Source organism: Streptomonospora nanhaiensis (assembly GCF_026642255.1).
GTDB classification, from domain to species: Bacteria; Actinomycetota; Actinomycetes; order Streptosporangiales; family Streptosporangiaceae; genus Nocardiopsis; species Nocardiopsis tropica.
On record NZ_CP113264.1, the window covers coordinates 5,569,917 to 5,595,118 of the forward strand.

Annotated in this window: 17 protein-coding genes; 7 read left to right on the forward strand and 10 right to left on the reverse strand. The window is 74.7% G+C overall.

Annotated elements, in window-relative coordinates; all coding sequences use genetic code 11:
• Positions 1 to 154: 154 nt before the first annotated feature.
• Together OUQ99_RS24070 and OUQ99_RS24075 are read left to right on the forward strand one after the other, a co-directional pair.
• Positions 155 to 1,303, forward strand: a complete 1,149-nt coding sequence (locus tag OUQ99_RS24070; protein ID WP_267946061.1) for an enolase C-terminal domain-like protein — start codon at positions 155 to 157, stop codon at positions 1,301 to 1,303.
• Between the two features lie 159 nt (positions 1,304 to 1,462).
• Positions 1,463 to 1,918 carry a MaoC family dehydratase gene (locus OUQ99_RS24075; protein WP_267946062.1) on the forward strand — a complete coding sequence of 152 codons (456 nt, stop codon included), beginning with the start codon at positions 1,463 to 1,465 and terminating at the stop codon, positions 1,916 to 1,918.
• Positions 1,919 to 2,018: 100 nt separating this feature from the next.
• On the opposite strand, the gene OUQ99_RS24080 is transcribed toward OUQ99_RS24075, so the two are convergent.
• The 6 genes from OUQ99_RS24080 to OUQ99_RS24105 form a co-directional block, all read right to left on the reverse strand.
• Positions 2,019 to 3,704 (reverse strand): glycosyltransferase, encoded by a 1,686-nt coding sequence (locus OUQ99_RS24080; RefSeq protein WP_267946063.1) that lies wholly within the window; start codon positions 3,702 to 3,704, stop codon positions 2,019 to 2,021.
• The gene (locus OUQ99_RS24085; RefSeq protein ID WP_267946064.1) at positions 3,701 to 5,731 is read right to left on the reverse strand and encodes a glycosyltransferase; all 2,031 of its coding nucleotides are present in this window, start codon (positions 5,729 to 5,731) and stop codon (positions 3,701 to 3,703) included. Before OUQ99_RS24085 ends, OUQ99_RS24080 begins: the two co-directional genes overlap by 4 nt.
• Positions 5,732 to 5,884: 153 nt before the next feature.
• Entirely contained in the window at positions 5,885 to 7,549 is a 1,665-nt protein-coding gene (locus OUQ99_RS24090) for a glycosyltransferase (RefSeq protein ID WP_431061442.1), read from the reverse strand.
• Positions 7,546 to 9,558, reverse strand: coding sequence for a glycosyl transferase family 2 (locus OUQ99_RS24095; protein WP_267946065.1), 2,013 nt, complete (start codon positions 9,556 to 9,558; stop codon positions 7,546 to 7,548). The genes OUQ99_RS24090 and OUQ99_RS24095 overlap by 4 nt, the downstream gene beginning before the upstream one ends.
• Before the next feature lie 47 nt (positions 9,559 to 9,605).
• Entirely contained in the window at positions 9,606 to 10,646 is a 1,041-nt protein-coding gene (locus tag OUQ99_RS24100; RefSeq protein WP_267946066.1) for a class I SAM-dependent methyltransferase, read from the reverse strand.
• A 290-nt stretch (positions 10,647 to 10,936) separates the two neighbouring features.
• Positions 10,937 to 12,994 carry an acyltransferase family protein gene (locus tag OUQ99_RS24105; RefSeq protein ID WP_267946067.1) on the reverse strand — a complete coding sequence of 686 codons (2,058 nt, stop codon included), beginning with the start codon at positions 12,992 to 12,994 and terminating at the stop codon, positions 10,937 to 10,939.
• Between the two features lie 478 nt (positions 12,995 to 13,472).
• Here OUQ99_RS24105 and OUQ99_RS24110 point away from each other — a divergent pair, with 478 nt between their 5' ends.
• The gene (locus OUQ99_RS24110) at positions 13,473 to 14,087 is read left to right on the forward strand and encodes a superoxide dismutase (RefSeq protein WP_267946068.1); all 615 of its coding nucleotides are present in this window, start codon (positions 13,473 to 13,475) and stop codon (positions 14,085 to 14,087) included.
• A 169-nt stretch (positions 14,088 to 14,256) separates the two neighbouring features.
• Here the strand turns inward: OUQ99_RS24110 and OUQ99_RS24115 are convergent, their stop codons facing one another.
• Positions 14,257 to 15,732, reverse strand: coding sequence for a PLP-dependent aminotransferase family protein (locus OUQ99_RS24115; protein WP_267946069.1), 1,476 nt, complete (start codon positions 15,730 to 15,732; stop codon positions 14,257 to 14,259).
• 80 nt (positions 15,733 to 15,812) lie between these two features.
• Between OUQ99_RS24115 and OUQ99_RS24120 the strand changes: the two genes are divergently transcribed.
• Positions 15,813 to 16,331 carry a DUF3291 domain-containing protein gene (locus OUQ99_RS24120; RefSeq protein ID WP_267946070.1) on the forward strand — a complete coding sequence of 173 codons (519 nt, stop codon included), beginning with the start codon at positions 15,813 to 15,815 and terminating at the stop codon, positions 16,329 to 16,331.
• A gap of 53 nt (positions 16,332 to 16,384) precedes the next feature.
• On the opposite strand, the gene bioD is transcribed toward OUQ99_RS24120, so the two are convergent.
• On the reverse strand, positions 16,385 to 17,086 hold the full coding sequence (gene bioD / locus OUQ99_RS24125; RefSeq protein WP_267946071.1) for a dethiobiotin synthase: 702 nt from the start codon (positions 17,084 to 17,086) through the stop codon (positions 16,385 to 16,387).
• A 156-nt stretch (positions 17,087 to 17,242) separates the two neighbouring features.
• Positions 17,243 to 18,598, reverse strand: a complete 1,356-nt coding sequence (locus OUQ99_RS24130; protein ID WP_267946072.1) for an adenosylmethionine--8-amino-7-oxononanoate transaminase — start codon at positions 18,596 to 18,598, stop codon at positions 17,243 to 17,245.
• A 360-nt stretch (positions 18,599 to 18,958) separates the two neighbouring features.
• Here OUQ99_RS24130 and OUQ99_RS24135 point away from each other — a divergent pair, with 360 nt between their 5' ends.
• The gene (locus tag OUQ99_RS24135) at positions 18,959 to 20,269 is read left to right on the forward strand and encodes an aminotransferase class I/II-fold pyridoxal phosphate-dependent enzyme (protein ID WP_267950480.1); all 1,311 of its coding nucleotides are present in this window, start codon (positions 18,959 to 18,961) and stop codon (positions 20,267 to 20,269) included.
• Between the two features lie 19 nt (positions 20,270 to 20,288).
• Complete coding sequence (locus OUQ99_RS24140) at positions 20,289 to 21,626, forward strand: SGNH/GDSL hydrolase family protein (protein ID WP_267946073.1); 1,338 nt, start codon at positions 20,289 to 20,291, stop codon at positions 21,624 to 21,626.
• Between the two features lie 183 nt (positions 21,627 to 21,809).
• On the opposite strand, the gene rocD is transcribed toward OUQ99_RS24140, so the two are convergent.
• On the reverse strand, positions 21,810 to 23,084 hold the full coding sequence (gene rocD / locus OUQ99_RS24145; protein ID WP_267946074.1) for an ornithine--oxo-acid transaminase: 1,275 nt from the start codon (positions 23,082 to 23,084) through the stop codon (positions 21,810 to 21,812).
• Positions 23,085 to 23,442: 358 nt separating this feature from the next.
• Here rocD and OUQ99_RS24150 point away from each other — a divergent pair, with 358 nt between their 5' ends.
• Positions 23,443 to 25,131 (forward strand): acyl-CoA synthetase, encoded by a 1,689-nt coding sequence (locus OUQ99_RS24150; RefSeq protein ID WP_267946075.1) that lies wholly within the window; start codon positions 23,443 to 23,445, stop codon positions 25,129 to 25,131.
• The last annotated feature ends 71 nt before the right edge of the window (positions 25,132 to 25,202 follow it).

Genomic DNA, 25,202 nt, shown 5'->3' on the forward strand with positions numbered 1-25,202 from the left:
GGGCGGGCCCCCGACCGGGCCCGGCCGATGGGAAGGACCACGCGGTTCGGGGTGGTCGGGCAGGTCGGGCGCGGGTACGGTCGGGAGGAAGGCCCGCGTCCGCCCGCCTGGGACGGACGACCTGCGGGAGGACGAACACCGAGGTGGGGACAGCGTGGCACACACCGGCTCGGCGACCGCGACACGGATCGTCGAACTCGAGCTGATCCGACTGCGGCCCGCGTCCGGCGGGCGGAGCGCCGACACCGACGGCCCCGTCCTCGTCAGAGTGGCCGACGGCGAGGGGCTCTGCGGCTGGGGAGAGCTCCCCGCCGCCACCGGGGCCCAGTGGGAGGCCCTGACCGCCGGGTTCGCCCCGGCCCTGCTCCGGCACACGTGGAGGCGCCCCACCGAGGCGGGCGACGCCTGGGCCGACCTCCCGCGGGATCCCGCTGTGGCGAACGCCCTGGACACCGCCTGCTGGGACCTGTGGAGCCGACAGCGCGGGACGCCGCTGTCGCACGCCCTCGGCGGTGAGCGCACCGCGCTCACCGCGGGGGTGACCCTGGCCCGCCAGGTCACCCTGGAGTCGGTGGTCACGGAGGTGAACCGGCAGGTCGGTTCGGGTTTCCGGCGCATCAGGCTGGAGGTGGAGCCGGGGTGGGACGCCGACGTGGTCCGGGCCGTGCAGACCAGTTTCCCGTTCCTGGTCCTCCAGGTGGACTGCGGAGGCCGCTACACGGAGTCGCCCGCCGACCTGGACTCGCTGCGCGCCATGGACGGGCTGGGCCTCCTGGCCGTCGAGGACCCCTTCGCTCCGGGCGACCTGGCCGCCCACGCGCGCCTGGCCTCGGAGCTGCGCACCCCTGTCGCCCTGGGCCGGGGGCTGTCGTCGGTGGAGGACCTGGACGACGCGATCCGCGCCGAGGCGGGCGGGGCCGTCAACGTGGACCCGACCCGGTTGGGCGGGCTGACGTCCGCCCGGCGCGCGGTGGACCGCGCCGTGGACGCGGGCTGGCAGGTGTGGTGCGGCTCGTCGGCGACGACCGGGATCGGCCGTGCGGCCGTGGTCGCGCTGGCGTCCCTGACCGGGGCGGCCCTCCCGGTGGAGATGCCCGGCGCCGGGAACCGCAGCCGCGACCTGGTGGTGCCGCCGGTGCGCGCCCATGACGGTGTGGTGCCGATCCCCTTGGCGGAGAGCGGGCTGGGACACGGGGTGGACCGGGCCGCGGTGGCCGACCGGACCGCGCGGTCCCTGGTGGTGGACGCGGACGGGCCGCGCGAGGTCCGCGCCGCGCGCGAGGCCCGCGGCCGACGCCGCTGACCCCGCGCCGGGCGGGCGTGCCCGCGGTCCCCGCAGCGCCGCTCCGCACGCGGCGGGGCGCTGCTGCGGAGGGCGCGCACCTATAACCGAACGCCGTTAGGTAGAGTTGCGGCACCGTCCGGCCCCGACCCCCGGACCCGACGTGACAGTGGAGGCGCGGTGCGCGTATTCGCCGACATCAACGAGGTGCTCTCAGCCGAGGGCGAGCACCTGGGCCACACCGACTGGGTGACCATCGGCCAGGACCGGATCTCCCTCTTCGCCGACGCGACCGAGGACCACCAGTGGATCCACGTCGACCAGGAGAGGGCGGCCGACGGCCCCTTCGGCACCACCATCGCGCACGGGTTCCTGACCCTGTCGTTGCTGGCCCACTTCTCCCAGTCGATCATCTCGGTCACCGAGAAGCCGAGCATGTCCGTCAACTACGGGCTGAACAAGGTGCGGTTCCTCCAGCCCGTCGCGTCCGGCTCCCGCGTCCGCGACGGCGTGGAGATCGTCTCCGTCAAGGAGACGCCCAAGGGCTACCTGGTCTGCACCCGGCACACCGTGGAGATCGAGGGCTCCGAGCGCCCCGCGCTCGTCGCCGAGTCCCTCGGCCTCTGGGTGCCCTGACCGCGCGGGCCCCGGGCTCCCGGGGTCCGGGCCGGACGCGCCCCGGGGCCCGGTGCCCGGTGCCCGGGGCGCGTCCGTCGCGGTGCGCGGCGGCCCGCCCTCAGCGGGCGATCCTGCGCAGGATGCGGCGCCCCAGGCCGGGGGTGAACCAGCGCAGTTTGCGCTCGGCCCGCTCCGCGCGCCTGCGGAGCCTCTGCGCCTCGGCGCGCGCCTGGTTCAGCTGGTGGCGGAGCGCCTCGGCGGAGTCCTCCGCCCGCTCCTCGTCCGCGGGACCGGCCCCGTCCGCCACCACAAAGGCCTGCGCGGACGCCCACTGGACGCCGAACAGCTCCTCGACCAGCTGGTCCAGCTCCTTCGGCTCCGCCTCGGGCTCCAGGTGGCGGGCGCGGGCGAACGCGGACGTGCGCTCCAGGCGCAGCACCCCGTCCCCCGCCCGCGTGGCGCCTGGCAGGGGCGCGCAGAACAGGCCGTCGCCCCGCCGGTCCAGCAGCGCCACCAGGTTCGCGACGGCGTTGTCGCGCGGTTCCGCCCCGGCGGGGACGTGGAGGCGGAAGGGCACCCGCGGGTCCTCCTCCGGGTCTCCCTCGGTGAAGCGCACCCGGGGGTCTCCCCGGAAGGTCTCCCGCACCAGGCGCAGGTCCAGCCGCTCGTCGTCCAGCGGGGAGTGCCGCCCCTCGTCCAACACGCCCCACGGACCGCGCAGCCACAGCCGCACGTCCGGCGTCGTGCCCCGCAACAGGCCGGAGGCGGTGGTGTCCGCCTCCTCCAGGGTGGCCTCGGCCACGTCGAGGACGATGTCGACCCGGGGCACCTCCCACTGCCGGTCGGGGCGCTTGTTGCGCAGGTGGAAGTCCGGGACCCGGTTGGAGACGTAGGGCCCCCGGTACCGCGTGCCCCTCTCCTTCTCCTGCTGCATCTGGGAGCGGCCCAGGTGCCAGCTGCTGGTGTCCGGGTCGGGGACGAACACGGCGCCCCGCTGGGCCAGGCGGTGCCCCAGTTCGCTGTCGCCGCCCAGGATCAGGTCGGCGTCCATCCCGCCCGCCGCCTCGAACAGGGTGCGGTGCAGCGAACCCGTGGCCCCGACGAACACCTTGAAGGCCCCGTGGTGCGCCGTGCGCAGGCCGTCGGTGCGCTCGACGACCTCCTCGATCCAGTGCGTGTCGGCGGTCTCCCGGTCGAACAGGTCGGCCGCCCGCCCCGCCCGCACCTGCTCGGCCACGTACTCCGGATCCAGCGCCTCCGGGTCGAAGTCCACGAACAGCTTGTGCCCCAGAACCACGGCGTAGTCGAGGAGGTGGTGCCACCGCATCTGCGACTCGACGTGCTCCCGGTACACCAGCATGTCCGAGTCCAGGCGCAGCACGACCGCGCCCTCGGACGCCGCGGCGCCGGTGTTGAAGGCGTGCCCCGACCCCCATCCGCCCGGAGCCGACACCAGCAGCCGCGTGTTCTCCGGACGCACCCGCGGCAGCTCCAACGGCTCCGGAGAACCGTCGTCCACCACGACCACCTCCATCAGACGCGACGGATAACTCTGCGCCGACAACGACGCCAGCACCATCGCCAACTTCTCCGGATGACCGTGCGCCGGAACCACCACCGACACCGACAGCGTCGGCTCCCACCCCCCCAGAACCGGCGGCACGAGCGGTGAGTAGTCGTTGCGGTACAGCCTGGGCTGCGCCGCGGGCGCCGGGTCGGTCGGCGCCGTCCCCTGGCCCTCCGGCCCGCCGGCGCCGCGCCCGGCGGGTACCTCCTTGCTGGAGGCGCTGTCTGAGGTGGTCAACTTTGTCCCCCCGAGTGCTCGGTGTGCGGGGCGGCCCGGCCGAGCGGCTCCGCTTCCCCCTCCATGAGGGAGTTGGGCCGCCAGCCCGACCACTGCTTGGTGTGGTTGCGCAGGAAGTAGCCCAGGTCCACCTCCCACGTGTGTCCGGCTCCCGCCCTGCGCAGGAGGTATCCGAGACCGTGGGTGCGGTAGATGCGGCCGCCGGCCTGCCGTACGGCGAGCAGGAACTGGCTGTCGATCGCCCGGGGCAGCGGGCGGAAGCCCCCGACGTCCTCCAGCACCACGCGGTCGGTGAGGATCGTGCTGCCGACCACCTGGGCGTTGGGGAACTCCGACCGGTAGCTGCGCCACACGGTCAGGTCGAGCTCCTGGAGGTAGGTGAAGTTCTGGCTGATGCCCACGACGTCGGCCCCGGAGTAGGCCCTGGACAGCATCAGGTCGGAGAGGTGTTCGGGGCCGTACCAGTCGTCGTCGTCCCACTTGGCGACGACCGTGCCGGAGGCCCGGTCCACCGCCTCGTTCATCACCGCGCCGAAGACCTTGTCCCCGTCCGCCTCGTGCACGGTGATGGCGTGGCCGAGGGCGGAGAACCCGCGTACGGCCTCCTCCACCGGGGGCAGGGAGGCGGAGAACCCGTGCAGGGCGAGGACCACCTCGAACCTGACGTGGCGCTGCCGGGCCACCTGGGCGAGGGCGAACCCCACCAGGTCGGGGCGCCGGGTGCACAGGACCACGGAGACCAGCGGGTCCGGGACGACGGGGATGCCCGCCTCCTCGGCCAGCGCGCGCCACCTGGTCCGCCGCCCGTGGGCGCGCAGCGCGGCGCGGCGCAGCCGGATGCTGTGCTCCTCCCGCGCCAGGCCGTCGAGCATGTCCTCCTCCTCGGCGGAGGTGAGGAGGTCGGTGAGGGGCTGTCCGAGTCCGGCGGCCCACGCGGGCACGGGGCCGCTCACCAGCGGGACCCCGCCCGCGGCGAGGGAGGCGACCGCCCTCACCGCCGCCGCCGGCCCGGCGTGCCCGGACCAGTCCACCCGGACGACGCGCAGGTCGCGGATCCGGTCCAGGTCGACGTCGGTGAGGCCGCCGTCGGCGGGCACGGTCACCAGGACGTCCCCGTCGGTGCGGATGACGGCGCGCGATCCGTCGACGGTCAGGTCCGCAACGGGGCCCTTGGTCCTCTTGTTGAAACCCATGGGGTTGACGAGGCGCTCGTCGATCGGGGCGACGGCGCTCACCGGGTCGGGGCCCCGGACCCTGAGCGCCGCGGCCGGGCCGTCGGTGTCGACCCGGGACTCCCACGAGTCCGCCCCGGTGGTGGAGCGGTCCAGCGCGGGGACGGCCACGTCCTCCCACAGCGGCAGGGAGGCGCCCTCCTCCGTGCGCAGGACCAGGTCGGCGGCGGGTGTGACCCGGATCAGCGGAACCGGCCCCACCGGACCGACCGGCGTGGCCTCCGGGTCGCCCGGGCTCCACAGGTGTGCCTGCGGTCCGTGGAGCCCGGCCCGGATCCCGCTCCCGGGGCCCCTCCGGCGTCCCCGCCCGCCGTGGAAGACCGCTGCGAGCGCCGGCGCGACGTCGGTCCCGCTGGGGAAGAAGAGCTCGCACACCCATCCGCCCTTCTCCGCCCTGCGCACCCGCAGCTCGTGAAGGTCGTTCCACTCCTCGATGCCGGGCGGTGAGGGGGCCAGGCCCCCGTGGTGGCCGGGGATGTGCGCCACGGCCACGAGGAGGTGGACGGCCCGGGGCAGGTGTGCGGCGAGGGTCACGGCCCTGCGCAGGTCGGTGAGGCTGGCGGCGACGACGGCGACCAGGCCGACCGCGGGCCGGCCCCCGTCCCCGCCGGTCCCTCCTCCGGGGAGCACCAGCTCCCCCACCGGGTGGGTCCCCAGGTCGAGGAGGAGGTCGTCGGGCCGCAACCGCAGGGAGGCGAGTTCGTCGAGGACACCGCCCCCGGCTCCGATCCGGCACAGTACGGCGCGCTCGTCACCGCGTGTGCGCAGGGCCTGGCTGATGGCGGAGGTGATCATCGGGCGACCTCGGTGAGTTGGGTGCGCGGGGCGGGAGCCCGTCGGACGCGTGTCGGTCACTGCGTCCCAGACTAACCAATATGATCACTCTGGGTGCAAACATGACCGCGTGTCGTGATCGATTGGCTCCCGGCCCCGCGGGCCGCCCCGGCGTCAGCGCGCGAACCTGCGCAGCACCCTCTCCACCGTCCCCGGCTTGGACCAGCGGAGCTTGCGCTCCGCGCGCTTGGCCCGGGCCGTCTGGCGCTCGACCTCGGCGCGGGCCTCCGCGAGCTTGCGGCGCAGCGCGTCGGCCTCGGCGTCGGACGCCCCGGCCTCCTCCTCCGCCGTCTCCCGTACGACGAACGGCTCCCCCGGCATCCAGTGGGTGGTGTGGACCTCCTCGACCACCCGGTCGAGGTCGCCGCCGGTCGCTCCGGGCTCCAGGTGGCGGGCGCGGGCGAACGCGGACGTGCGCTCCAGGCGCAGCACCCCGTCCCCCGCCCGCGTGGCGCCCGGCAGGGGCGCGCAGAGCAGGCCGGCCTTCTTGTCGTTCACGGTCCGCACCAGGTCCGCCACCATCGTGGGCGTGGGGGCGGCGCCCACGGGGACGTGGAGGCGGAAGGGCACCCGCGGGTCCTCCTCCGGGTCTCCCTCGGTGAAGCGCACCCGGGGGTCTCCCCGGAAGGTCTCCCGCACCAGGCGCAGGTCCAGCCGCTCGTCGTCCAGCGGGGACCGGCGTCCCTCGTCCAACACGCCCCACGGACCGCGCAGCCACAGCCGCACGTCCGGCGTCGTGCCGTCGAGCAGGGCCGAGACGGTGGTGTCGACGTCCTCCAGCGTGTGCGCCCCGACGTCCAGGAGGACGTCCGCGAAGGGCACCTCCCACTGCCGGTCCGGCCGCTTGCGACGCAGGTGGAAGTCCGGGACCCGGTTGGCCACGAAGGGCATGCGGTAGCGGGTGCCCGCGTCGCGGCGGGTCTGCATCTGGGAGCGGCCCAGATGCCAGCTGCTGGTGTCCAGGTCGGGTACGAACACGGCGCCCTGCTGCGACACCCGGTAGGCGAACTCGCTGTCGCCGCCCAGGATCAGGTCGGCGTCCATCCCGCCCGCCGCCTCGAACAGGGTGCGGTGCAGCGAACCCGTGGCCCCGATGAACACCTTGTACGAGAGGCGGTCGGCGGTGCGCAGCCGGTCGTGCTTGTTGATCAGGCGCTCGACCCAGTGCGTGTCGGCGGTCTCCCGGTCGAACAGGTCGGCCGCCCGCCCCGCCCGCACCTGCTCGGCCACGTACTCCGGGCTCAGCGCCTCCGGGTCGAAGTCCACGAACAGCTTGTGGCCCATCGCGACCCCGTAGTCGAGGAGGTGGTGCCACCGCATCTGCGACTCGACGTGCTCCCGGTACACCAGCATGTCGGCGTCGAGTCTGAGGATCACCTGGCCGGACGAGGCGGCCACACCGGTGTTGAAGGCGTGCCCCGACCCCCACCCGCCCGGAGCCGACACCAGCAGCCGCGTGTTCTCCGGACGCACCCGCGGCAGCTCCAACGGCTCCGGAGAACCGTCGTCCACCACGACCACCTCCATCAGACGCGACGGATAACTCTGCGCCGACAACGACGCCAGCACCATCGCCAACTTCTCCGGATGACCGTGCGCCGGAACCACCACCGACACCGACAGCGTCGGCTCCCACCCCCCCAGAACCGGCGGCACGAGGACGCCGTGGTCGTTGCGCAGGACTCGGGGCTGCCGTGTGAAGTCGGCCCCCCACCGCGGTGGCACGCGGGTGGCCGCGGCCGCGGTGGCGGGTTCGTGTCCGGTCTCTGTGGTGGTCAACGCTGTCCCCCTGTGTTCTCGGTGATGGACCGGCCGAACTCCGCGGGCTCGCCCTCCAGAAGGGAGCTGGGCCGCCATCCGGCCCACTGCCGGGCGTAGTTGTGCAGGAAGTAGGCCATGTCCTCGGACCAGGTGTGTCCGCCACCCGTGCGGCGCAGCACGTAGCCCAGCCCGTGGGTGCGGTGGATGCGGCCGCCGCCCCGGGTGACGGCGAGGAGGAGCTGGGTGTCGATCGCCCGGGGCAGCGGCCGGAAGCCGCCCGTCTCCTCCAGCACCACCCGGTCGGTGAGGATGGTGCCCCCGGCGATGAACCTGGTCGCCGTCTCCGACTCGCGGCTGCGCCACACGGTGACGTCCACCTCCTGGAGGTAGACGAAGTCCTGGCCGGTCCCGACCAGCTCCGCGCCGGAGTAGGCGCGGGCCAGGGCCAGGTCGGCCAGGTGGTCGGGTCCGTACCAGTCGTCGTCGTCCCACTTGGCGAGCAGGTCGCCCGAGGCGCGGGCGGCGGAGTCGTTGAGCACCGAGCCGAACACCTGGTCGGCGTCGGCCTCGTGCACCACGATCCGCAGGCCGGTCGCGGCGGCCTCGGCGACGGCGGCGGCCACCCCCGGCAGGTCGGCGGGGAAGCCGTGCAGGGTCAGGACCACCTCCAGGTCCACACCGCGCTGCCGGGCGATCTGGGCGAGGGCGAAGCCGACCATCTCGGGCCGGCGGGTGCACAGGATGACCGAGATCCGGGGGGCGGGCGGGACGGGCACGCCCGCCTCGGCCGCCAGCGACCTCCAGCGGGTGCGCAGGCCGTGGGTGCGCAGTGCGGCGCGGCGCAGCCGGACGCTGTGCTCCTCCCGCCGGAGCCGGTCGGTGAGGTCGGCGTCGGCGGCTCCCTCCAGGAGGTCGCCGAGCGGTCGGCCCAGCCCGGCCGCCCACGCGGGCACGGGCCCGCTGAGCAGGGGGACCCCTCCGGCCGCCAGCGAGGCGACGGCGCGCACGGCCGCCGAGGGGCCGGTGTGCCCGGACCAGGCCACCCGGACCCCGCGCAGGTGGCGCAGGCGGGCCAGGTCGACGTCGGTGACGGTGCCGTCCGGCGCGACGTCGACCAGGACCTTGTCCCCGGCGCGGACGACCGCGCGGTCGCCGTGGGCGGTGAGGTCCCCGAGGGGGCCCTTCTCGGCCTTGGTGAAGCCGACGGGGTTGACGGACAGCTCGTCCACGGGGGCGATCGCGGACACGGGGTCCGGACCGGCCGCCGAGCGCGCCTCGCGCAGGCGGGCGTGGCCGTCCTCGCCCGCCAGGTCCGCCCAGGCGTCCGCGCCGGTGGTGGCGCGGTCCAGGGCGGGCACGGCCGCGTCCTCCCAGGCGGCGCGCCCGCCTCGGGCGGTCACCCGCAGGGCGAGGTCGGCGACGGGGGTGACGCGGCGCAGCGGGACCGGCCCGGTCGCGGGGACCCCGGTGGCGCCGGTGTCACCCGGCCTCCACAGGGCCCCCTCCGGTCCGGAGAGCGCGGCCAGGGGGGCGACCGCGAGGCCGCGGCGGCGTCCCCGGGTCCCGTGCAGGACCGCGTCGAGGACCTCGGCGGTGTCCACCCCGTTGGGGAAGAACAGCTCGCACAGCCAGCCCTGCCGGTCGGCCCTGCGCACCCGGACCTCCTCCAGGTCCCGCCACTGCCCCATGCCCGGGGAGGCGGGCAGCGGCGGGTCCTGGTGTCCGGGGACCGCGACGAGCGCCACGAGGACGTGGGCGGCCCGGGGCAGGTGCACGGCCGTGGTCAGCGCGCGGCGCAGGTCGGTGGTGGTGGCCGCGACGACCGCGACCAGGCCGGCCTCCGGCCGCTCCCCGCCCGGAAGGTCCAACGGCGCGCCCAGGGGGTGGGCGTCCAGGTCGAGGACGAGGTCGGAGGGGCGCGTGGGCAGGCCGGCCAGTCCGGCCCGGGCGCCGGCGCCCGTGTGGCACAGCACGGCGGTTTCGTCCCCGCGGGCACGCAGGGCCTCGCGGAGGGCGGGGGTGATCATCTGGCGACCTCGGTTCGGGGGACGTGGGTCTGGTGCCGGGGCGGGGCTCAGGCGCGGGTGAACACGTGGGCGCCCTTCTCCGCCGCCTCCTCGGTGCGGCGCAGACCGGGGTTCTCGGCGAGCCAGCGGTCGCCCAGCGCCCGCTCGTCGGGGCGGGAGGCGTCGTCCAGGACGATCACGGCGTCCTCGGCGCAGCGCGGCAGCAGGACGGGAACGGCCGGGTAGCGGGCCTGGGAGCCCGTGGCCTCCGGCGGTCCGTCGACGAACAGCAGGCCGATGTCCTCCAGGTCGGCGAGGACGGAGGTGTCGTACCACCGGCGGGCGCCGCCGTCCGGGCCCTCTCCGGCCTCCCCGTCGCCGGGCTCGAACCCGGTGAGCGGGGCGGTGCGGATCTCCACCACGTCCTCCAGGCCGTGCGAGGCCACGAGGGCGCGGCTGAGCTCCGCGTAGCGGGCGTCGTGCTCGATGGCCACGAGGCGGCCCGCGCCCGCGCGCCGCAGCGCGTACCCGATCCACACGCTGGACGATCCGCTGCCGCACTCGACCACGAGTCCGGGACGGCGCCGGTCGATGTCGCGGACGAGCAGTCGCATGACGTCGGGCGAGGCCGCCCAGCCGCGCAGGGGCGGCATGAACGTCGGGGTGTCGAGGTGTTCGCGCAGCTCGGTCCAGGCGACCTGCTGCTCGTAGTCGTTGCGCCCCTGCACGGTGACCGCGTGGGTGACCTCGCGGGCCAGCTTGGGGAGGGAGTGGTCCCGCAGGTGCGTGAGCCGCTCCTTGACCCCGTCCATCGAGTGCGCGGCCTCCAGGCGGTCGCGGCCCAGCGCCTCCGCGACCCTGCGGCTGTGGGTGTCCATCGCCGTGGACACGGAACCGGACAGGCCCTTGACGGTGCGGCGCAGCAGGAGGAGGACCAGGGCCATGAGCGCGACCGCGCCGCCGAGCGCGCCGAGGAGCACGAGGACGGCCGCGTCCACCCACCGGATCAGGCCGAGGAACCCCAGGACCACGGGGACGGCGAGGACGGCGGCACCGCCGACCGCGCCGACGGCCAGGATCGGACGGAGACGTCTGCGAAGCGACCGCATGGGCGGGTACCTCCACGGGAGTTGGCGGCCCGGCACCGCAAGGGTGAACCGAGGGGGACACAGAGGGGGACGATCGGCTTTCTCCACACGGAACGGCCGGTTCCGAACGCTGTTCCGGGAGGAGGAGCGACAAACGGATCAAGCGTTTTCGAGACTAGCCCTTCACGTCGACGGCGAGATGCGCGTGAGTCGAATCGAAACCCGCAGGACGCTCAATTCTCCTTCTGTTCACCCTTCCATCACCATTTACTCATTTCTGCGTATCTGTACCCTTCTCGCCGGAAGGGCGGTCACCATCCGGTGGCGCCGCGCAGGGCCTCGTCCATCACCGGGGCGAGGGTCGCGGAGTAGGTGGCGGTCATGTGGGAGTGGTCCCAGAACACCAGGACGTTCCCGATGACGGCTTCGCACCGCCCTTCCGGGCACACGTACTCGGTGAGGTCCACGGTCGTGACGTTGCCGGGCAGGTCCGCGGCCGCGGCCGGGTCGGCGGCGGCCTGGCTGTAGCCGGCCGGGGACACGCACTCCTCCAGGGGACGGCTCTCCACGCACTCGGCCCCCGCGGTGTCGCGCCGCGGCAGGTCGCGCATGCCGATGACGTCGATGCCCAGCGCGTCCAGCTGCCGCCAGCGCTCCACGAAACCCTCGTGGACCCGCTCCCCGGCCGGGCTGGCCCGGGTGGAGGAGGTGAACACGGCGTCGGGCCGCTCCCGTTCCAGGATCTCCATGGCCTCGGCGTTCCACGCCTCGCACTCGGGAAAGGGCTCCCCGCCCCGGGTGTGGGGGCCCGTGCCGAACTGGCAGCCGCTCTTGGTGAAGGACAGCAGCCGCCACCCGTTGTCCTCGGCCGCCTCCAGGACCGACGGGTACCAGTGCGCGACCCGGGACGCGCCCACCAGGGCCAGGGTGTGCTCGGCGTCGGCCGGTCCGGCGTCGCACACCGTGACCTCGCTCTGCGTGAGCGGCACGTGGCAGCCCCGGGCGTGGTGGGGGGACAGGTCCTGGCTCGCGTCCGCGGGGTCGGGGCGCACCGGCATCTCCTGGAGCAGCAGGGACGGGTCGACCGCCAGCCGGGCCCCGGGGTAGTAGGCGGGTGTGCGCACCTCCTCCGCGCGGGCCTGCTGCTCCTCCTCGATCCGGCCCGACCACAGTGCCGTCGCGGCCAGCACGGGGACGAGCAGGGCCGCGGCCACCCCCAGCGACCAGGCCGGGGAGCGCCGCCCGGGCGCCCTGGTCAGGCGTTCGACCCCGCCCTCGACGGCCTTGGAGGTGACCAGGGCCAGGAGCAGGGACAGCGCGAGCACGAACACCCCGCCGAGGGGGGACGCCAGGGAGCGGTCCGTCACGGCCAGGTAGCAGACCAGGACCGGCCAGTGCCAGAGGTAGAAGGGGTAGGAGAGCGCGCCCAGGGCCATGAGCGGCTTCCAGGTGAGCAGCCGGTCGGCGCCGAACCGGGTCCCGGAACCGGCCAGGACCACCATGACCGCGGCGCCGGTCGGCCACAGGGCGACGTAGCCGGGGAAGAGCGTGGAGACCTGGAGGAGGACCCCGCAGGAGACGAGCGCGAGCAGGCCCGCCCACCCCAGGACGACCCGCAGGCGCACGGGCAGGTCGATCCGGTGGACGACGAGGGCGAGCAGCCCGCCCAGTGCGGGCTCCCACAGGCGGGCGCCGGTGTCGAAGTACGCCCAGGCCTGGTCGGTCCCGGTGATCCGCACCGAGTAGGCCAGGGACACGGCGAACACCAGGCCCACGACCGCGGGGAAGGCCAGGTCCGACCGTACGCGGAGCCGGGCCGCGACCAGGGCGGTCAGTCCCAGCAGGAGCGGCCAGAGCAGGTAGAACTGGCCCTGGATCGACAGCGACCAGAAGTGCTGGACCGGGCTGGCCGCGGCCTCCCGGGCGAGGTAGTCCACCGCGGCCCGGGCCAGGGCCCAGTTCTCGTGGTAGAGCGCGGCGGCTCTGACCTGCGCGATCACGTCGGTCCACCGCGAGCTCGGCAGCCACAGCCAGGTGGCGGCGAGGGTCGCGGCGAGCACGACGGCCGCCGCCGGGGTGAGTCTGCGGGCCAGTTTGGCCCAGAAGGCGGCGAGCCCGATGCGGCCGTCGCGTTCCAGCGCCCTGACCAGCGACCCCGTGATGAGGAAGCCCGTGAGGAGCAGGAACACGTCCACACCGCCGGAGACCCGGCCGAACCAGACGTGGTAGAAGGCCACGAGGAGTACCGCGACGGCGCGCAGTCCCTCGATCTCGGGGCGGAATCCGCCGCCCTTTCGCGTGCCCGACGGCTCTCGGGAGAGTGGGTTCGTGGTGGCGGGCGCGGGGGCCCCAGCCGCTGAGACGGACATGAGTGGTGAACGGCCTCGAAGAATAGGAAGGTTTTCACCGAACGAGGCGCGGAGCGGGTTCGGTCCCTCGAATTCGGCGCTGAATCATCGCCGATTTCGACACCCCTCCGGTGAATGGCCGGAGAACGCACGGCCAACGGTCCGCCGACACTCGTGGCGGCTCCCGGACGTAGGCCCGGAACTCCAGGAGAAACCCCTCTCCGTCGGCCGTGTCGGACCGGGCGGGCGTTTTCACCATGAAGGCGATGATTGCGGACGAGTCTCGTGGGGAAGGGCGGTGGAGGGTCCGCCGCGGGCAGCGCCGGCGGGCCGCGGCTCGGCGGCGTCGCGCCGGGGGCGCGGAGCGCGGTTTATTCCCCGGCCGGGGTGTAAAGAGCCTGACACCCGGTGTCCTGCCGTCCGGCTGATAGCTTGCTGCCTAGGCGATCCCATCGCTGCTGAACACGACGAGCCCCGTTCCTGGAAAGGTGCGTCAGAGATGTCTGCGCCATACACGCTTCCCGAACTGCCCTACGACTACGCGGCCCTGGAGCCGTGGATCTCCGGCCAGATCATGGAGCTGCACCACGACAAGCACCACGCTGCCTACGTCACCGGTGCCAACACCGCTCTGGAGAAGCTGGCGGAGGTTCGCGAGTCCGGTGACTACGCCACCGTGAACCTGCACGAGAAGAACCTGGCGTTCCACCTGGGCGGCCACGTCAACCACAGCATCTTCTGGAAGAACCTGTCCGCCGACGGCGGCGACAAGCCCGAGGGCGAGCTGGGCGCGGCCATCGCCGACCAGTTCGGCTCGTTCGACGCCTTCCGCGCGCACTTCGGCGCCGCGGCCTCCGGCCTCCAGGGCTCGGGCTGGGCGATCCTGGCCTGGGACACCCTGGGCCAGCGGCTGATCGTCGAGCAGCTGTACGACCAGCAGGCGAACAGCCCGGTCACCACCCAGCCGCTGCTGATGCTGGACATGTGGGAGCACGCCTTCTACCTCCAGTACAAGAACGTGAAGGCGGAGTACGTCAAGGCGTTCTGGAACGTGGTCAACTGGGCCGACGTCCAGGAGCGCTTCGACGCCGCCCGCAAGGTCCGGCTGGGCTAGACCGTCCTCCGCGGACCGTTCCGGGCCGGCGACCGGCGCGAGCGCCGGGTCCCGCCGGGGCATCCGCGGAAGACGCCCCGGACCGCCCTTCGCGGCGCGGCCCGGGCAGTGCGGGGGGCGGCGCCACACCGGTGGTGCCGCCCCCGCGTGCGTCCGGGCCGCGCCGCGGTCAGACCACGAGCCGCACGGGGTCCTTCGCCACCGGGCCGTGCCGACGGAACTCCCGCCAGGCCCGGGAGAGCCGCCAGACCAGCTCCTCCCGGGTACTGGCGTCGAAGGCCACGGGCAGCCGGAAGTACTCCGCGTGCCGGCCGTCGGGGGACGCCGACATGGTGGGGCCCGGCACCAGCTCCACGTCGTGGCAGAGCGCGACCTGGGCGTAGGCGCGGGAGTCCGCGCCGGGCAGGCGCACCCACAGGGCGGCTCCCCCGTCCGGGCGCCTCCACTCCCAGTCGGGCAGGGCCTCGCGGAGCAGCCCCTCCATGTGGTCGAGGGCCCCGCGCATCATCTCCGAGCGCTGGTGGGCGAGGCCGGCGTAGTCCTCCAGCAGGCGCACGGCCACCGCCTGGTCCAGGAGGGGGCCGGCGAGGTCGGCGAGGACCTTGCGGCGGCTGAGCCGCAGCGCCATCTCGGCCGGGGCCCGCAGCCACCCCACCCGGAGCCCCGCCCAGGAGACCTTGGACAGGGAGTCGACGCTGATGATCTCGGCCCCCCGCGGGGCGTACGCGGCCAGGGGGGCGGGTTCGTCGGGGGAGCGCAGTCCGGTGTAGGCGGCGTCCTCCAGGATCGGCACCCCGTGGCGGGCGGACAGTTCGCCCAGCTCCCGGCGGCGCGCCGCTGACATCATCGTGCCCGTGGGGTTGTGGTACGAGGGCATGACGTAGATCAGGTGGGGCGCGTGCTCGGCCACGGCCCGGCGCACGCCCACCCCGTCGATGCCCTGGTCGTCCAGGGGCACCGGCAGGAACTCGGCGCCCCGGTCCGCCATCAGGTCCAGACAGCCCGCGAAGCCGGGGTCCTCCACCACCACGGGCGACCCCTCGCGGAGGTAGAGCTGCGAGACCAGGTTGACGGCCTGGTGGGCGCCGGTGGTGACCACGATCTGGTCCGGGGTCGTCGGCAGGTCCAGTCGGCAGTAGTGGTCGGCGATGGCCCGGCGCAGCGCGGGCAGCCCGCGCGGGTGGTACGTGCTCTCGGCCATGAGCGACGGCAGGTCCTCGGCGACGACCCGGCGGATGGCCGCCTCCACCCCGCCCAGGGCGGGGGTGTGGAGGCAGGCGGCCGAGATGAGCCCCTCGTCGCTCTGGAAGAGGTTGCGGTACATGGCGTTGACGCTGCCGGTGCGGCTCCAGCCGTCCGGGCGCACGGGCGCGACCCTGCCGCTGATCCGTGTGCCGCTGCCCTGCCTGCTCTCGAGCAGCCCCTCCGAGCGCAGGGAGTCGTAGGCGGAGACCACCGTCGTGCGGCTGACCCTGAGCGCGGCGGCGAGGACCCGCTCCGAGGGAAGGCGCTCGTTCGGCGCCAGGGTGCCCTGGGCCACGAGATCGCGCAGGGAGTCCGCGAGGCGCCGGTAGAGGGGGCCCTCCCCCCGGGACCAGGTCCCGAGGACGTCGGCGAGGTCGGCGGGCTTCCGCGAAGAGTCCATTTACCGCTCCATTGGATCTGTGGGGAAGCCCCCGGGGCTTCCATAATGGCATTGGAGAACAGAGCACCACCAGAGCCAAGGTGGACCGCTTCATCGAGGTCCACTTCTCGATCGGAGTCGTCGTGAACCTCCTCGCCCAGCACCCCCGCACCGTCGCCGACCACCCGCGCACACCGCACCGAACCCGGACGGCGCAGGGCGCCCGGGAGAGACGGCCGCTCCTGGCCGAGTCGCGCACGGTCCTGGGCGACCGCCGGTACCTCGCCCCGCTCGCCGCCGCGCTGCGGAAGCGGGCCGCCGGGGGAGACGGAGCCCCCGAAGAGGTCCACTTCTCCGACGGAGGGGACCGCATACACGTCATCGCGCTGTGGCGCTCACCGACGGACCTGCGGGAGTTCGTGGAGGCGTCCCACGGCGACCTCCTGGACTTCCGGGCGCTGACCGGCGCCTTCCCCCGGGTCGGACGCGTGCTGTGGTGGGCGGCGGACGGCGCCGCGGTGACCCCGGAGGAGGCCGCGGCCCGCGCGGAGCACCTGCGCGAGCACGGTCCGCGTCCGCACGCGTTCACGCTCGCCTCCCCGGTCCCCGCCCCGGCCTGAGTGCCCGCGTCGTACGGACCACCGGGGGCCGGCGGCGGGACGGCCCCGTGCGGTCAGCGCAACCCCTCCACCGTCCAGGTCCCGCCCAGCCCGGGCGCCAGGGAGCGGCTCGCCACCTCGGCGAACCCGGCCGGGTCCAGGCCGCCGGTGCTCTCCGGCACCGCCCCCTCCAGCGGCCCCGCCCCCATCCCGGGCAGATCGGTGAGGTTGCAGCGCATCGCCAGGTCCGGCCGCTCCGGCCAGGACCCCACCACGACGCCCGCCGGATGCAGCCCCCGTGTGCGCAGCGCCTCGCCGGTCAGCGCGGTCTCGTTCAGCGTTCCCAGGTCCGGCCGGGCGACCACGAGCACGGGCGCGGACAGCAGCACGGCCGCGTCGGCGAGGGTCTGGCCCTCGGCGTTCAACCGGACCAGGAGCCCGCCCGCCCCCTCCACCAGCACCAGTTCGTGGTCTCCGAGCAGCTCCCACACCGCGTCCGCCACGTGTTCGGCCCGGACCGCGGGCGCCCCGCAGCGCGCGGCGGCCGTGGCGGGCGCCAGGGGGTCGGGGTAGCGGGCCAGCTCGACGGCGGTCACTCCGGGCACGAGCCCGGCGACCACGTCAACGTCACCCCGCTCGGCCGGTCCCACCCCGGTCTGGGCGGGCTTGAGCACCGCCACCCGGCGCCCGGCGGCCCGCGCCAGAGCGGCCACGGCGGCCGTGACCACGGTCTTGCCGACCTCGGTTCCGGTTCCTGTCACCATCAGGACGGTCACCGGCACCACACTCTCTCCCCGTCACGGCCCATGCGGCTCCTCACCAGTCCTCCCGTCACCGATCATCCTGAACCCGCACTCTTCCCCGAGAGGGGGAGCCCAAGCACGGCCCCTGCCCCGCGCACCGGTGAGGGGCGCCCCGGGCCCGGCCCCCGCTCACGCCCCGCCGTCGGCGGCGGCCGCGGAGGCCTCCGCGGCGGCGACCATCCCCGCGGCGACCACGGCCACGTCCCCGGCGGTACAGGTGTAGGGGGGCATGGCGTACACGAGCTCGCGGAAGGGCCGGAGCCACACCCCCGCCTCCACCGCGGCGCGCGTGGCCTCGCGCACCCGCACCGGGGCCTCCAGCTCCACCACCCCGATCGCGCCGAGCACCCGCACCTCCCGCACCCCGGGCGCCCCCTCGAGCGGGGCGAGGCCCGCGCGCAGACCGGCCCCGATCCGTGCCACGTCGCCCCTCCAGCCGCCCCCGGCGAGCAGGTCCACCGAGGCCGCGGCCGTCGCGCAGGCCAGCGGGTTGCCCATGAAGGTGGGGCCGTGGGCGAGGACCGGCTCCTCCCCCTCGGCGATACCCCGGGCCACGCGCCCCGTGCACAGGGTGGCGGCGAGGGACATGTACCCGCCCGTCAGAGCCTTGCCCAGGCACATCACGTCGGGGGCCACCCCCGCGTGGTCCGCGGCGAACAGCTCGCCCGTGCGGCCGAAGCCCGTGGCGATCTCGTCGAACACCAGCAGCAGTCCGTGCCCGTCCGCGATCCTGCGCAGCTCCCGCAGATATCCCGGGTGGTGGAAACGCATCCCCCCGGCGCCCTGCACCACGGGTTCCACGATGATCGCGGCCAGCTCACGGGCGTGCTCGGCGGCCACCCGCTCGAACGCCTCCACGTAGCCGGGGTCGGGAGGGGCGTCGAACCCGCCGGGCGGCGCAGGCGCGTACACCTGGGCGGGCAGGAGGCCGCCCCACAGGGCGTGCATGCCCCCGTCCGGGTCGCAGACGCTCATCGCGTGGAACGTGTCCCCGTGGTACCCGCCCCTCCAGGTGAGGAACCGCCGCCTCTCCGGGCTCCCCGAGGAGCGGTGGTACTGGAGGCACATCTTCATGGCGACCTCCACCGACACCGACCCGGAGTCGGCGAGGAAGACGTGCTCCAGGGGCTCCGGCGCGATCCCCACGAGCGCCTCGGCGAGCTCGGCGGCCGGGCCGTGCGTGAGCCCCCCGAACATGACGTGGCTGAACGCGTCCACCTGCCGCCGCACCGCCGCGTCGAGCACGGGGTGGCGGTACCCGTGGATCGCCGACCACCAGGACGCCATCCCGTCGACCACCCGGTGGGACCTCCCGTCCGCCCACAGGGTCAGCCGGATCCCCTCCGCCTCGGTGACCACGTACGGCGGCTCGGCCGGGGGCACCGTGGAGTAGGGGTGCCACAGGCGCGCCATGTCGGTGTCCCTGACCCGGCGGGGGCCGGACCAGGCCCGCGGACGGACCGCTCCTGTGTCTGTGCGCGTCATGGTGCCCCATTGTTCACCCGGGCCGGGCGTGGGCCCCCGGGCCGTCCCGCCAGGAATCCGCGCGGAACTTTGTGGGCTTCCGCCGGTGACGGCCGGACCCGCGGGCGGGCAGAGTCGTAGACGCCTCCCTGGCACGCAGGACCGGACCGCCCCAGCGGAATTGGCCGCCGCTGGGCCGGTCCCTCCCCGGGAGGCCCTCGCGCCGTCCCGGCCGACCGGGACAGCCCGTCCGGCCTCCCCGCCGCCCCGCCCCGCAGAACGGCCCCGGAGCGCGCGATCCGACCCGGGACCGCTCGTCCGCCTCCCCCGCCCCACCGGAGTGTGACCCGCACCGACCACCGCACCGAGGAGTCCGCGCTCATGCCGAGCACCGCCGCCACCGCACCGCCCCGCCGCCCGTGGACCCTGCGCGCCAGGCGCCCGCCCTCCCCTGCGGGGACCCCGGTGCGCGCGGACCCCGGGCCCTCCACCGCCGCGTCCCCCCGCCACCCCTTCGGCTGGCTGGACGGCGCCGCCCGGATCCGCGCGGCCGCCGGGCTGTCCCGGCGCACCGCCCCCAGGGCCGCCGACGACGGCCTCCTGGACCTGGCGGGCAACGACTACCTGGGCCTGCTCCGCCACCCCGACGTGGTCGGCGCGGCGGCCGACGCGGCCCGTGCGTGGGGCGCGGGCGCCGGGGGCTCGCGCCTGGTCTCCGGCGACACCGACCTCCACCAGGAGCTGGAGCGCGAGCTCGCCGCCTTCTACGGCACGGAGTCCGCCCTCGTTTTCTCCTCCGGGTACGCGGCGAACCTGGCGATGGTCACCGCTCTGGCCTCACGCGACGGCGGCGACGCGCCCCTGCTGGTGTGCGACCGGCACAACCACGCCTCCCTCATCGACGCGACGCGGCTGGCGAAGGCCTCCGGAGCGCGGGTCGCCGTCTTCGACCACGCCGACCCGGACCGTGCGGCGGAGGCTCTCGCCCCGGCGCGGGGCCGTGCGCTGGTGCTGAGCGACGCCGTGTTCTCGGTGGACGGCGACCTCGCCGACGCGGCGGCGCTCGCCCGGACGGCGCGCCGGCACGGCGCGGCACTCCTGCTGGACGACGCGCACGGACTGGGCGTGGTGGGGCCGGGCGGCCGGGGGACGCCGACCGCCGCCGGCCTGCGGGGCGCGGACGACGTGGTGGTGTCGGTGACCCTGTCCAAGTCCCTCGGCGCGCAGGGTGGTGCGGTCCTCGGACCGCGGCGCGTGGTCCGGCACCTGGTCGAGACCGCCCGCACCTTCCTCTTCGACACCGGTCTCGCCCCGGCCTCGGCGGGAGCGGCGCTGGCGGCCCTGCGCGTGCTGGTCGCGGAGCCGGGGCGTGCCGCCGCGGTCCGGGACCGGGCCCGGCGGCTGTCCGAGGGGCTGCGCGAGCGCGGCCTGGACGCGAGCCGTCCCGACGCCGCCGTGGTCTCGGTCGGGGCGCCCTCGCCCGAGGCCGCGGTGGCGTGGCGGGCCGCGTGCCTCGCCGAGGGGGTGCGGGTGGGGTGCTTCCGCCCGCCGTCGGTCCCCGACGGCAGGTCCAGACTGCGGCTGACCGCCCGCGCGACACTCGGTGACGGCGACCTCGACCGTGTGCTGGCCGTCGTCGGTTCGACCCGCCCCCCGGTACCCTTGCGGAGGGAATCAGGAGCCGTCCGGTAGGCGGGAGGCGGTATCGGCAGTGGCAGCACGTGGTGAAGACCCGCAGACGCCGGAACCTGTGCCCGACGACCCCTCCGCCGTCGAGGGGACCGGCTCCCCGAAGAGCCCGGCCCCCCGGGACGGCGGCCCCTCCGGCGGACCCGGCGGCGCTTCCCCGGGCGCGGGCGGCGGGGGCCCTTCGGGGCCGCGCGCACGGCGGCGCGGGGCCCGCGCCGCGGTCGCCGTCTCCCTCGTGCTCGTCCTCGCCCTGGTCGTCACCCTCACCGTGCCCGCCACGCGCGAGGGGCTGATGGAGCTCTGGTGCGACGCCACCGGCGGCGTGTGCCCCGGGGAGGAGCTCCCCCCGATCACCGAGGACGAGGAGTCCGACTGGCGGGTCCGGATGGAACCGGAGGAAGCCGCGCTCTGGGGCAACTACGTGGCCCTGGGCGACTCCTACTCCTCGGGGGACGGCGCGGGCGACTACGACCCGGCCACCGCCGAGCCGGGCGGCTGCTGGCGCTCCGAGAACGCCTACCCCAAGGTCATCGGTGAGGAGTTCGACTTCTCGGGCTCGCTGGCCTTCTACGCGTGCAGCACCCACAAGGGCGAGGACATGCTCGGCCAGATCGGCACGCCCGAGTCCCAGATCGAGCGGGTCACCGAGAACACGTCCCTGGTCACCCTCGGCATCGGCGGCAACGACCTGGGGTTCACCCCCGTCCTGCGCACCTGCATCGTGCGGATGCCGCTGCTGGAGAGCAGCGTCTGCGTCGAGCAGGAGGAGGACCTGGAGCGCCGGATGGACGCGTTCGAGGAGACCCTCGCCGAGGTGCTCGGCGAGATCCGCGACCGCGCGCCCGACGCCCGCGTGCTCGTGCTGGGGTACCCCCGGCTGTTCCCCGAGGAGCCGCCGGGCATGTACTACACGCTGACCGTGAGCGACCAGGTCTGGTTGAACTCCCTGGCCCAGCGCTTCAACGAGCGCATCCGCGACGGCGTCTACGAGGTGGACGGCGAGGTGTACGGCGGTCGCCGCACCGGCAGCGTCGAGTACGTGAACACCTTCTCCGCCCTCAACGGGTACGAGGTGAGCGCGGAGGAGTCCTGGTTGAACGGCATCGTGCTCGGCCAGCTGGGCGAGGGCCTGCGCGTGGACCGGGCCAGCTTCCACCCCACCGCCCAGGGCCAGATGTCCATCGCCGAACGCGTGCGCCTCCAGATCCTGGAAGGGCCCGAACGCACCCTGTACGTGTCCCGGGAGACCCTGGAGGACGTCGACCCGGAACAGCTGATGTCGGAGCTGGGCGGCCCCCTGGACCCGGTCCGCGCCCCGGAGCCCTCCGGGTCGCCGGCCAACGAGGCCGACGCGCCCTAAACGTGTTCCGCGGAACATTCCGGGCACGCGGGAGGCGGGAGGCCCGCCGACGGCGGGGTGGGACCGGTGGTGCAGCCATCCGGTGAACGCCTCCCTCCCCTCGGCCTCGGACCGGCAGGTGGCGTAGGCCCGCGCGGCGGCCGGAGGGGCCCCGTCACAGCGGAGCCCCCTCCGGCCGGTCCGCTACCGCTCAGCCCTGAGTTCCTCCAGGACCTCGCCGAACCGGTCCAGACCCCAGTTGAGGTCCTCCTCGCTGATCACGAGGGGCGGCGACATGCGCACCGTGGAACCGTGGGTGTCCTTGACCAGGACGCCGTGCTCGGCGAGGCGCCTGCACAGCTCCTTGCCGGAGGCGAGTCGCGGGTCGACGTCGATGCCCGCCCACAGGCCGATGCTGCGCGTGGACACCACCCCGTTGCCGACGAACTCCTTCAGGCGGCGCTTGAGCACCTCGCCGAGGCGGCGCGTGTTGTCCAGGTAGGGCCCCTCGGTGAGCATCCGGACGACCGTGGACCCCACCGCGCCGGCCATCGGGTTGCCGCCGAACGTGCTCCCGTGCTGGCCCGGCTGGATCACGCCGAGCACGTCCTCGTCGGCGACCATCGCCGACACGGGCAGGATGCCTCCGCCCAGCGCCTTGCCGAACAGGTAGGCGTCGGGGACCACCCCGCTGTGCTCGCAGGCGCGGACGGTGCCGGTGCGGCCGAGACCGGACTGCACCTCGTCAGCGATGAACAGCACCCGGTTGGCGTCGCAGATCTCCCGCACCCGGGGCAGGTAGTCCGCAGGGGGCACGATCACGCCCGCCTCGCCCTGGACCGGCTCGATGAGGACCGCCGCCGTGGTGTCGTCGACGGCCTCCTCCACGGCCGCGGCGTCGCCGTACGGCACCGACCGGAAGCCCGGGGTGTAGGGGCCGAAGCCCGTCCTGGCCTCCGGGTCGGACGAGAACGAGATGACCGTGGTGGTGCGGCCGTGGAAGTTGGCCCCCGCCACGACGATGGTCGCCCGGTTCTCCGGGATGCCCTTGACCTCGTAGCCCCACTTGCGGGCCACCTTGATGCCGGTCTCCACCGCCTCGGCGCCGGTGTTCATCGGCAGGACCTTCTCCTTGCCGACCATGTCGGCGAGGGCGCTCACCCAGGGTCCGAACTGGTCGTTGTAGAAGGCGCGGCTGGTGAGCGTGACCCGGTCCAGCTGCCGGTGCGCCGCCGCCAGCAGGTCGGGGTTGTGGTGGCCGAAGTTCATGGCCGAGTATCCGGCCAGGCAGTCCAGGTACTTCCTTCCCTCGACGTCCGTGACCCAGGCTCCGCGGCCCTCGGCGATCACGACGGGAAGGGGTGAGTAGTTGTGCGCGGATCGCGCCTGTGCCAGCGCGATGTGCTCGGCGCTGGAGAATCCCTGTCCGCCGGGGTTTCCGGCGGAGTCCTGCTGGCCCAGATTCTGGGTGTTGTCCATCTAGCCGCTCCGATCACCATTGACCGATGTCAGACAGTAGATACCCACCGGACGGCCCTGTAGAGCCCTCCGGCGGAGGTCCCCACGAGTTGAGCAGATGATCCGGCGGGCCCACAAGGGGTGAGGCGTATCACAGATCGCCACCGGGGCCCGGAACCCGTGCGGGAGGCCCCCTCCCGACCCCCTGAGCGGCCCCCCTCTCATCCGTGGTGACCTGGTACGACACCCTGGGTGACGCGCTCCACAGCCCCGACGGCGATCGGCTCCTCCCCCGAGGGGTACCGTCGCACCAACGAGCCACAGTGCCGCCGCGAGCCCCTCCGCCGTGGACGGCCCGTCGACCGATGGGAGGTCGGGCGTGCCCACCTCAGTGCCCCCGGTGTCCGCGGACGCCCCGTTCTCCCTCGCGGCGCTGCTCGCCGCGGTCACCGACGCCGTCCCCGACCGGACGGCCCTGGTCGCCGGGCCCCGGCGCCTCACGTACCGGGCCCTGCACGACCGCTCCGTCCGCCTCGCCCGCCACCTGGTCGGCGCGGGCGTGGGCCGCGGCGAGCACGTCGCGATCCTGGCCTTCAACCGCGCCGAGTGGATGGAGTCCTTCCTCGGCGTTCTGCGCGCGGGAGCGGTCCCGGTCAACGTCAACTACCGCTACGTCGCGGGCGAGCTGCGGCACGTCCTGGCCGACTCGCACGCGGTCGCGCTGATCGCGGAGGACTCCCTGGCGTCCACGGTCGAGGCCGTGCTCCCGGACCTCCCCCGGCTCCGCCACGTGGTGCTCGTCTCCGACGGCTCCGTGCGCGGCGCCGAGGGGGTCGGCTACGAGGAGGCGCTGGCCGCCGCGCCGGAGGGCGCGGCCCTTCCTCCGACCAGCGGCGAGGACCACTACCTGCTCTACACCGGGGGCACCACCGGCTACCCCAAGGGGGTGCTGTGGCGGCAGGCCGACATCTTCCGCGCCGCCCTGGAGCGGCGCTCCCCCGGCGCCCCCCGGGCCCGGACCCTGGACGACGTGGCCGGGCGCGCCGCCCGGTGCTTCCCCCAGCGCATGCTGGTGCTCGGCCCGCTCATGCACGCCGCCGGGCAGTGGAACGCCCTGAGCATGCTGCTGTGCGGCAAGCAGGTGGTGCTGTCCACCGACCGCAGCTTCCGGCCCGACCGGGTGCTGGAGACGGCGCACCGGGAGGGCGTGCACACGGTCCAGCTGGTGGGCGACGCCATGGCCCGCCCGCTGGCCCGGCACCTGCTCACCGAACCCGGCCTGTGCCCGGACCTGACCGCCGTCCGCTCCGGCGGCACACCGCTCACCCCGCAGGTGCGCGGCCTGTGGCGCGCCTGGCGCGAGGACGTCGCCCTGGCCGACTCCTACGGGGGGTCGGAGACGGGCGTGTGCGGTTCGGCGACCGCCGCGGAGGGGAGCGGCGGACCGGACGGCTCCGTGTCCCTGGAGGGGGCCGCCGACGCCCGCAGCTTCACGATGGGCGGCAGCATCGCGGTGCTGGACCAGGCGCTGCGCCCGCTCCCGCCGGGCTCGCCCGAGGTCGGCCGGATCGCGCGCACCGGCCGGATCCCGCTCGGCTACTACAACGACCCCATCACGACGGCCCGCACCTTCCCCACCGACGCCGACGGGCGCCGCTGGGCCCTGTCCGGCGACTTCGGGACGCGGGCCGGGGACGGGTCGATCGTCCTCCTGGGGCGCGGGAGCGCCGTCATCAACACCGCCGGGGAGAAGGTGTACCCGGAGGAGGTGGAGGCCGCCCTGAAGGCGCACCCCTCGGTGGAGGACGCGATCGTGGTGCCCGCCTCGGACGAGCGGCTCGGCCAGAGGGTGACGGCCCTGGTCTCCCTCGCCGCGGGGGCCCGCCTGGAGGAGGCCGCCCTGCTGGACCACTGCCGCGTGCGCCTGGCGGGGTTCAAGGTCCCGAGGACCGTCCACTTCGTGGACCGGGTGCGGCGCACGGCCGTCGGTAAACAGGACTACCGGTGGGCGGCGTCGGTGGCCCGGGACGAGGGCGGGGTCCCGCGTCCGAGCCCGCTGCGGTACTGACGGCCGCGGTCCGCGGAACCGCCCGGCGCGGGGGCGGGGGCGGCGGCCGGCCTGTGGAGGACCACACCCTG

Bases quoted from the DNA above. Each gene is read 5' to 3' on its own strand.
- rocD (WP_267946074.1), bottom strand. From the start codon at position 23,084: ATGGACAACACCCAGAATCTGGGCCAGCAGGACTCCGCCGGAAACCCC.
- OUQ99_RS24115 (WP_267946069.1), bottom strand. From the start codon at position 15,732: ATGGACTCTTCGCGGAAGCCCGCCGACCTCGCCGACGTCCTCGGGACC.
- OUQ99_RS24095 (WP_267946065.1), bottom strand. From the start codon at position 9,558: ATGATCACCCCCGCCCTCCGCGAGGCCCTGCGTGCCCGCGGGGACGAA.
- OUQ99_RS24110 (WP_267946068.1), top strand. From the start codon at position 13,473: ATGTCTGCGCCATACACGCTTCCCGAACTGCCCTACGACTACGCGGCC.
- OUQ99_RS24105 (WP_267946067.1), bottom strand. From the start codon at position 12,994: ATGTCCGTCTCAGCGGCTGGGGCCCCCGCGCCCGCCACCACGAACCCA.
- OUQ99_RS24130 (WP_267946072.1), bottom strand. From the start codon at position 18,598: ATGACGCGCACAGACACAGGAGCGGTCCGTCCGCGGGCCTGGTCCGGC.
- OUQ99_RS24100 (WP_267946066.1), bottom strand. From the start codon at position 10,646: ATGCGGTCGCTTCGCAGACGTCTCCGTCCGATCCTGGCCGTCGGCGCG.
- OUQ99_RS24135 (WP_267950480.1), top strand. From the start codon at position 18,959: ATGCCGAGCACCGCCGCCACCGCACCGCCCCGCCGCCCGTGGACCCTG.
- OUQ99_RS24085 (WP_267946064.1), bottom strand. From the start codon at position 5,731: ATGATCACCTCCGCCATCAGCCAGGCCCTGCGCACACGCGGTGACGAG.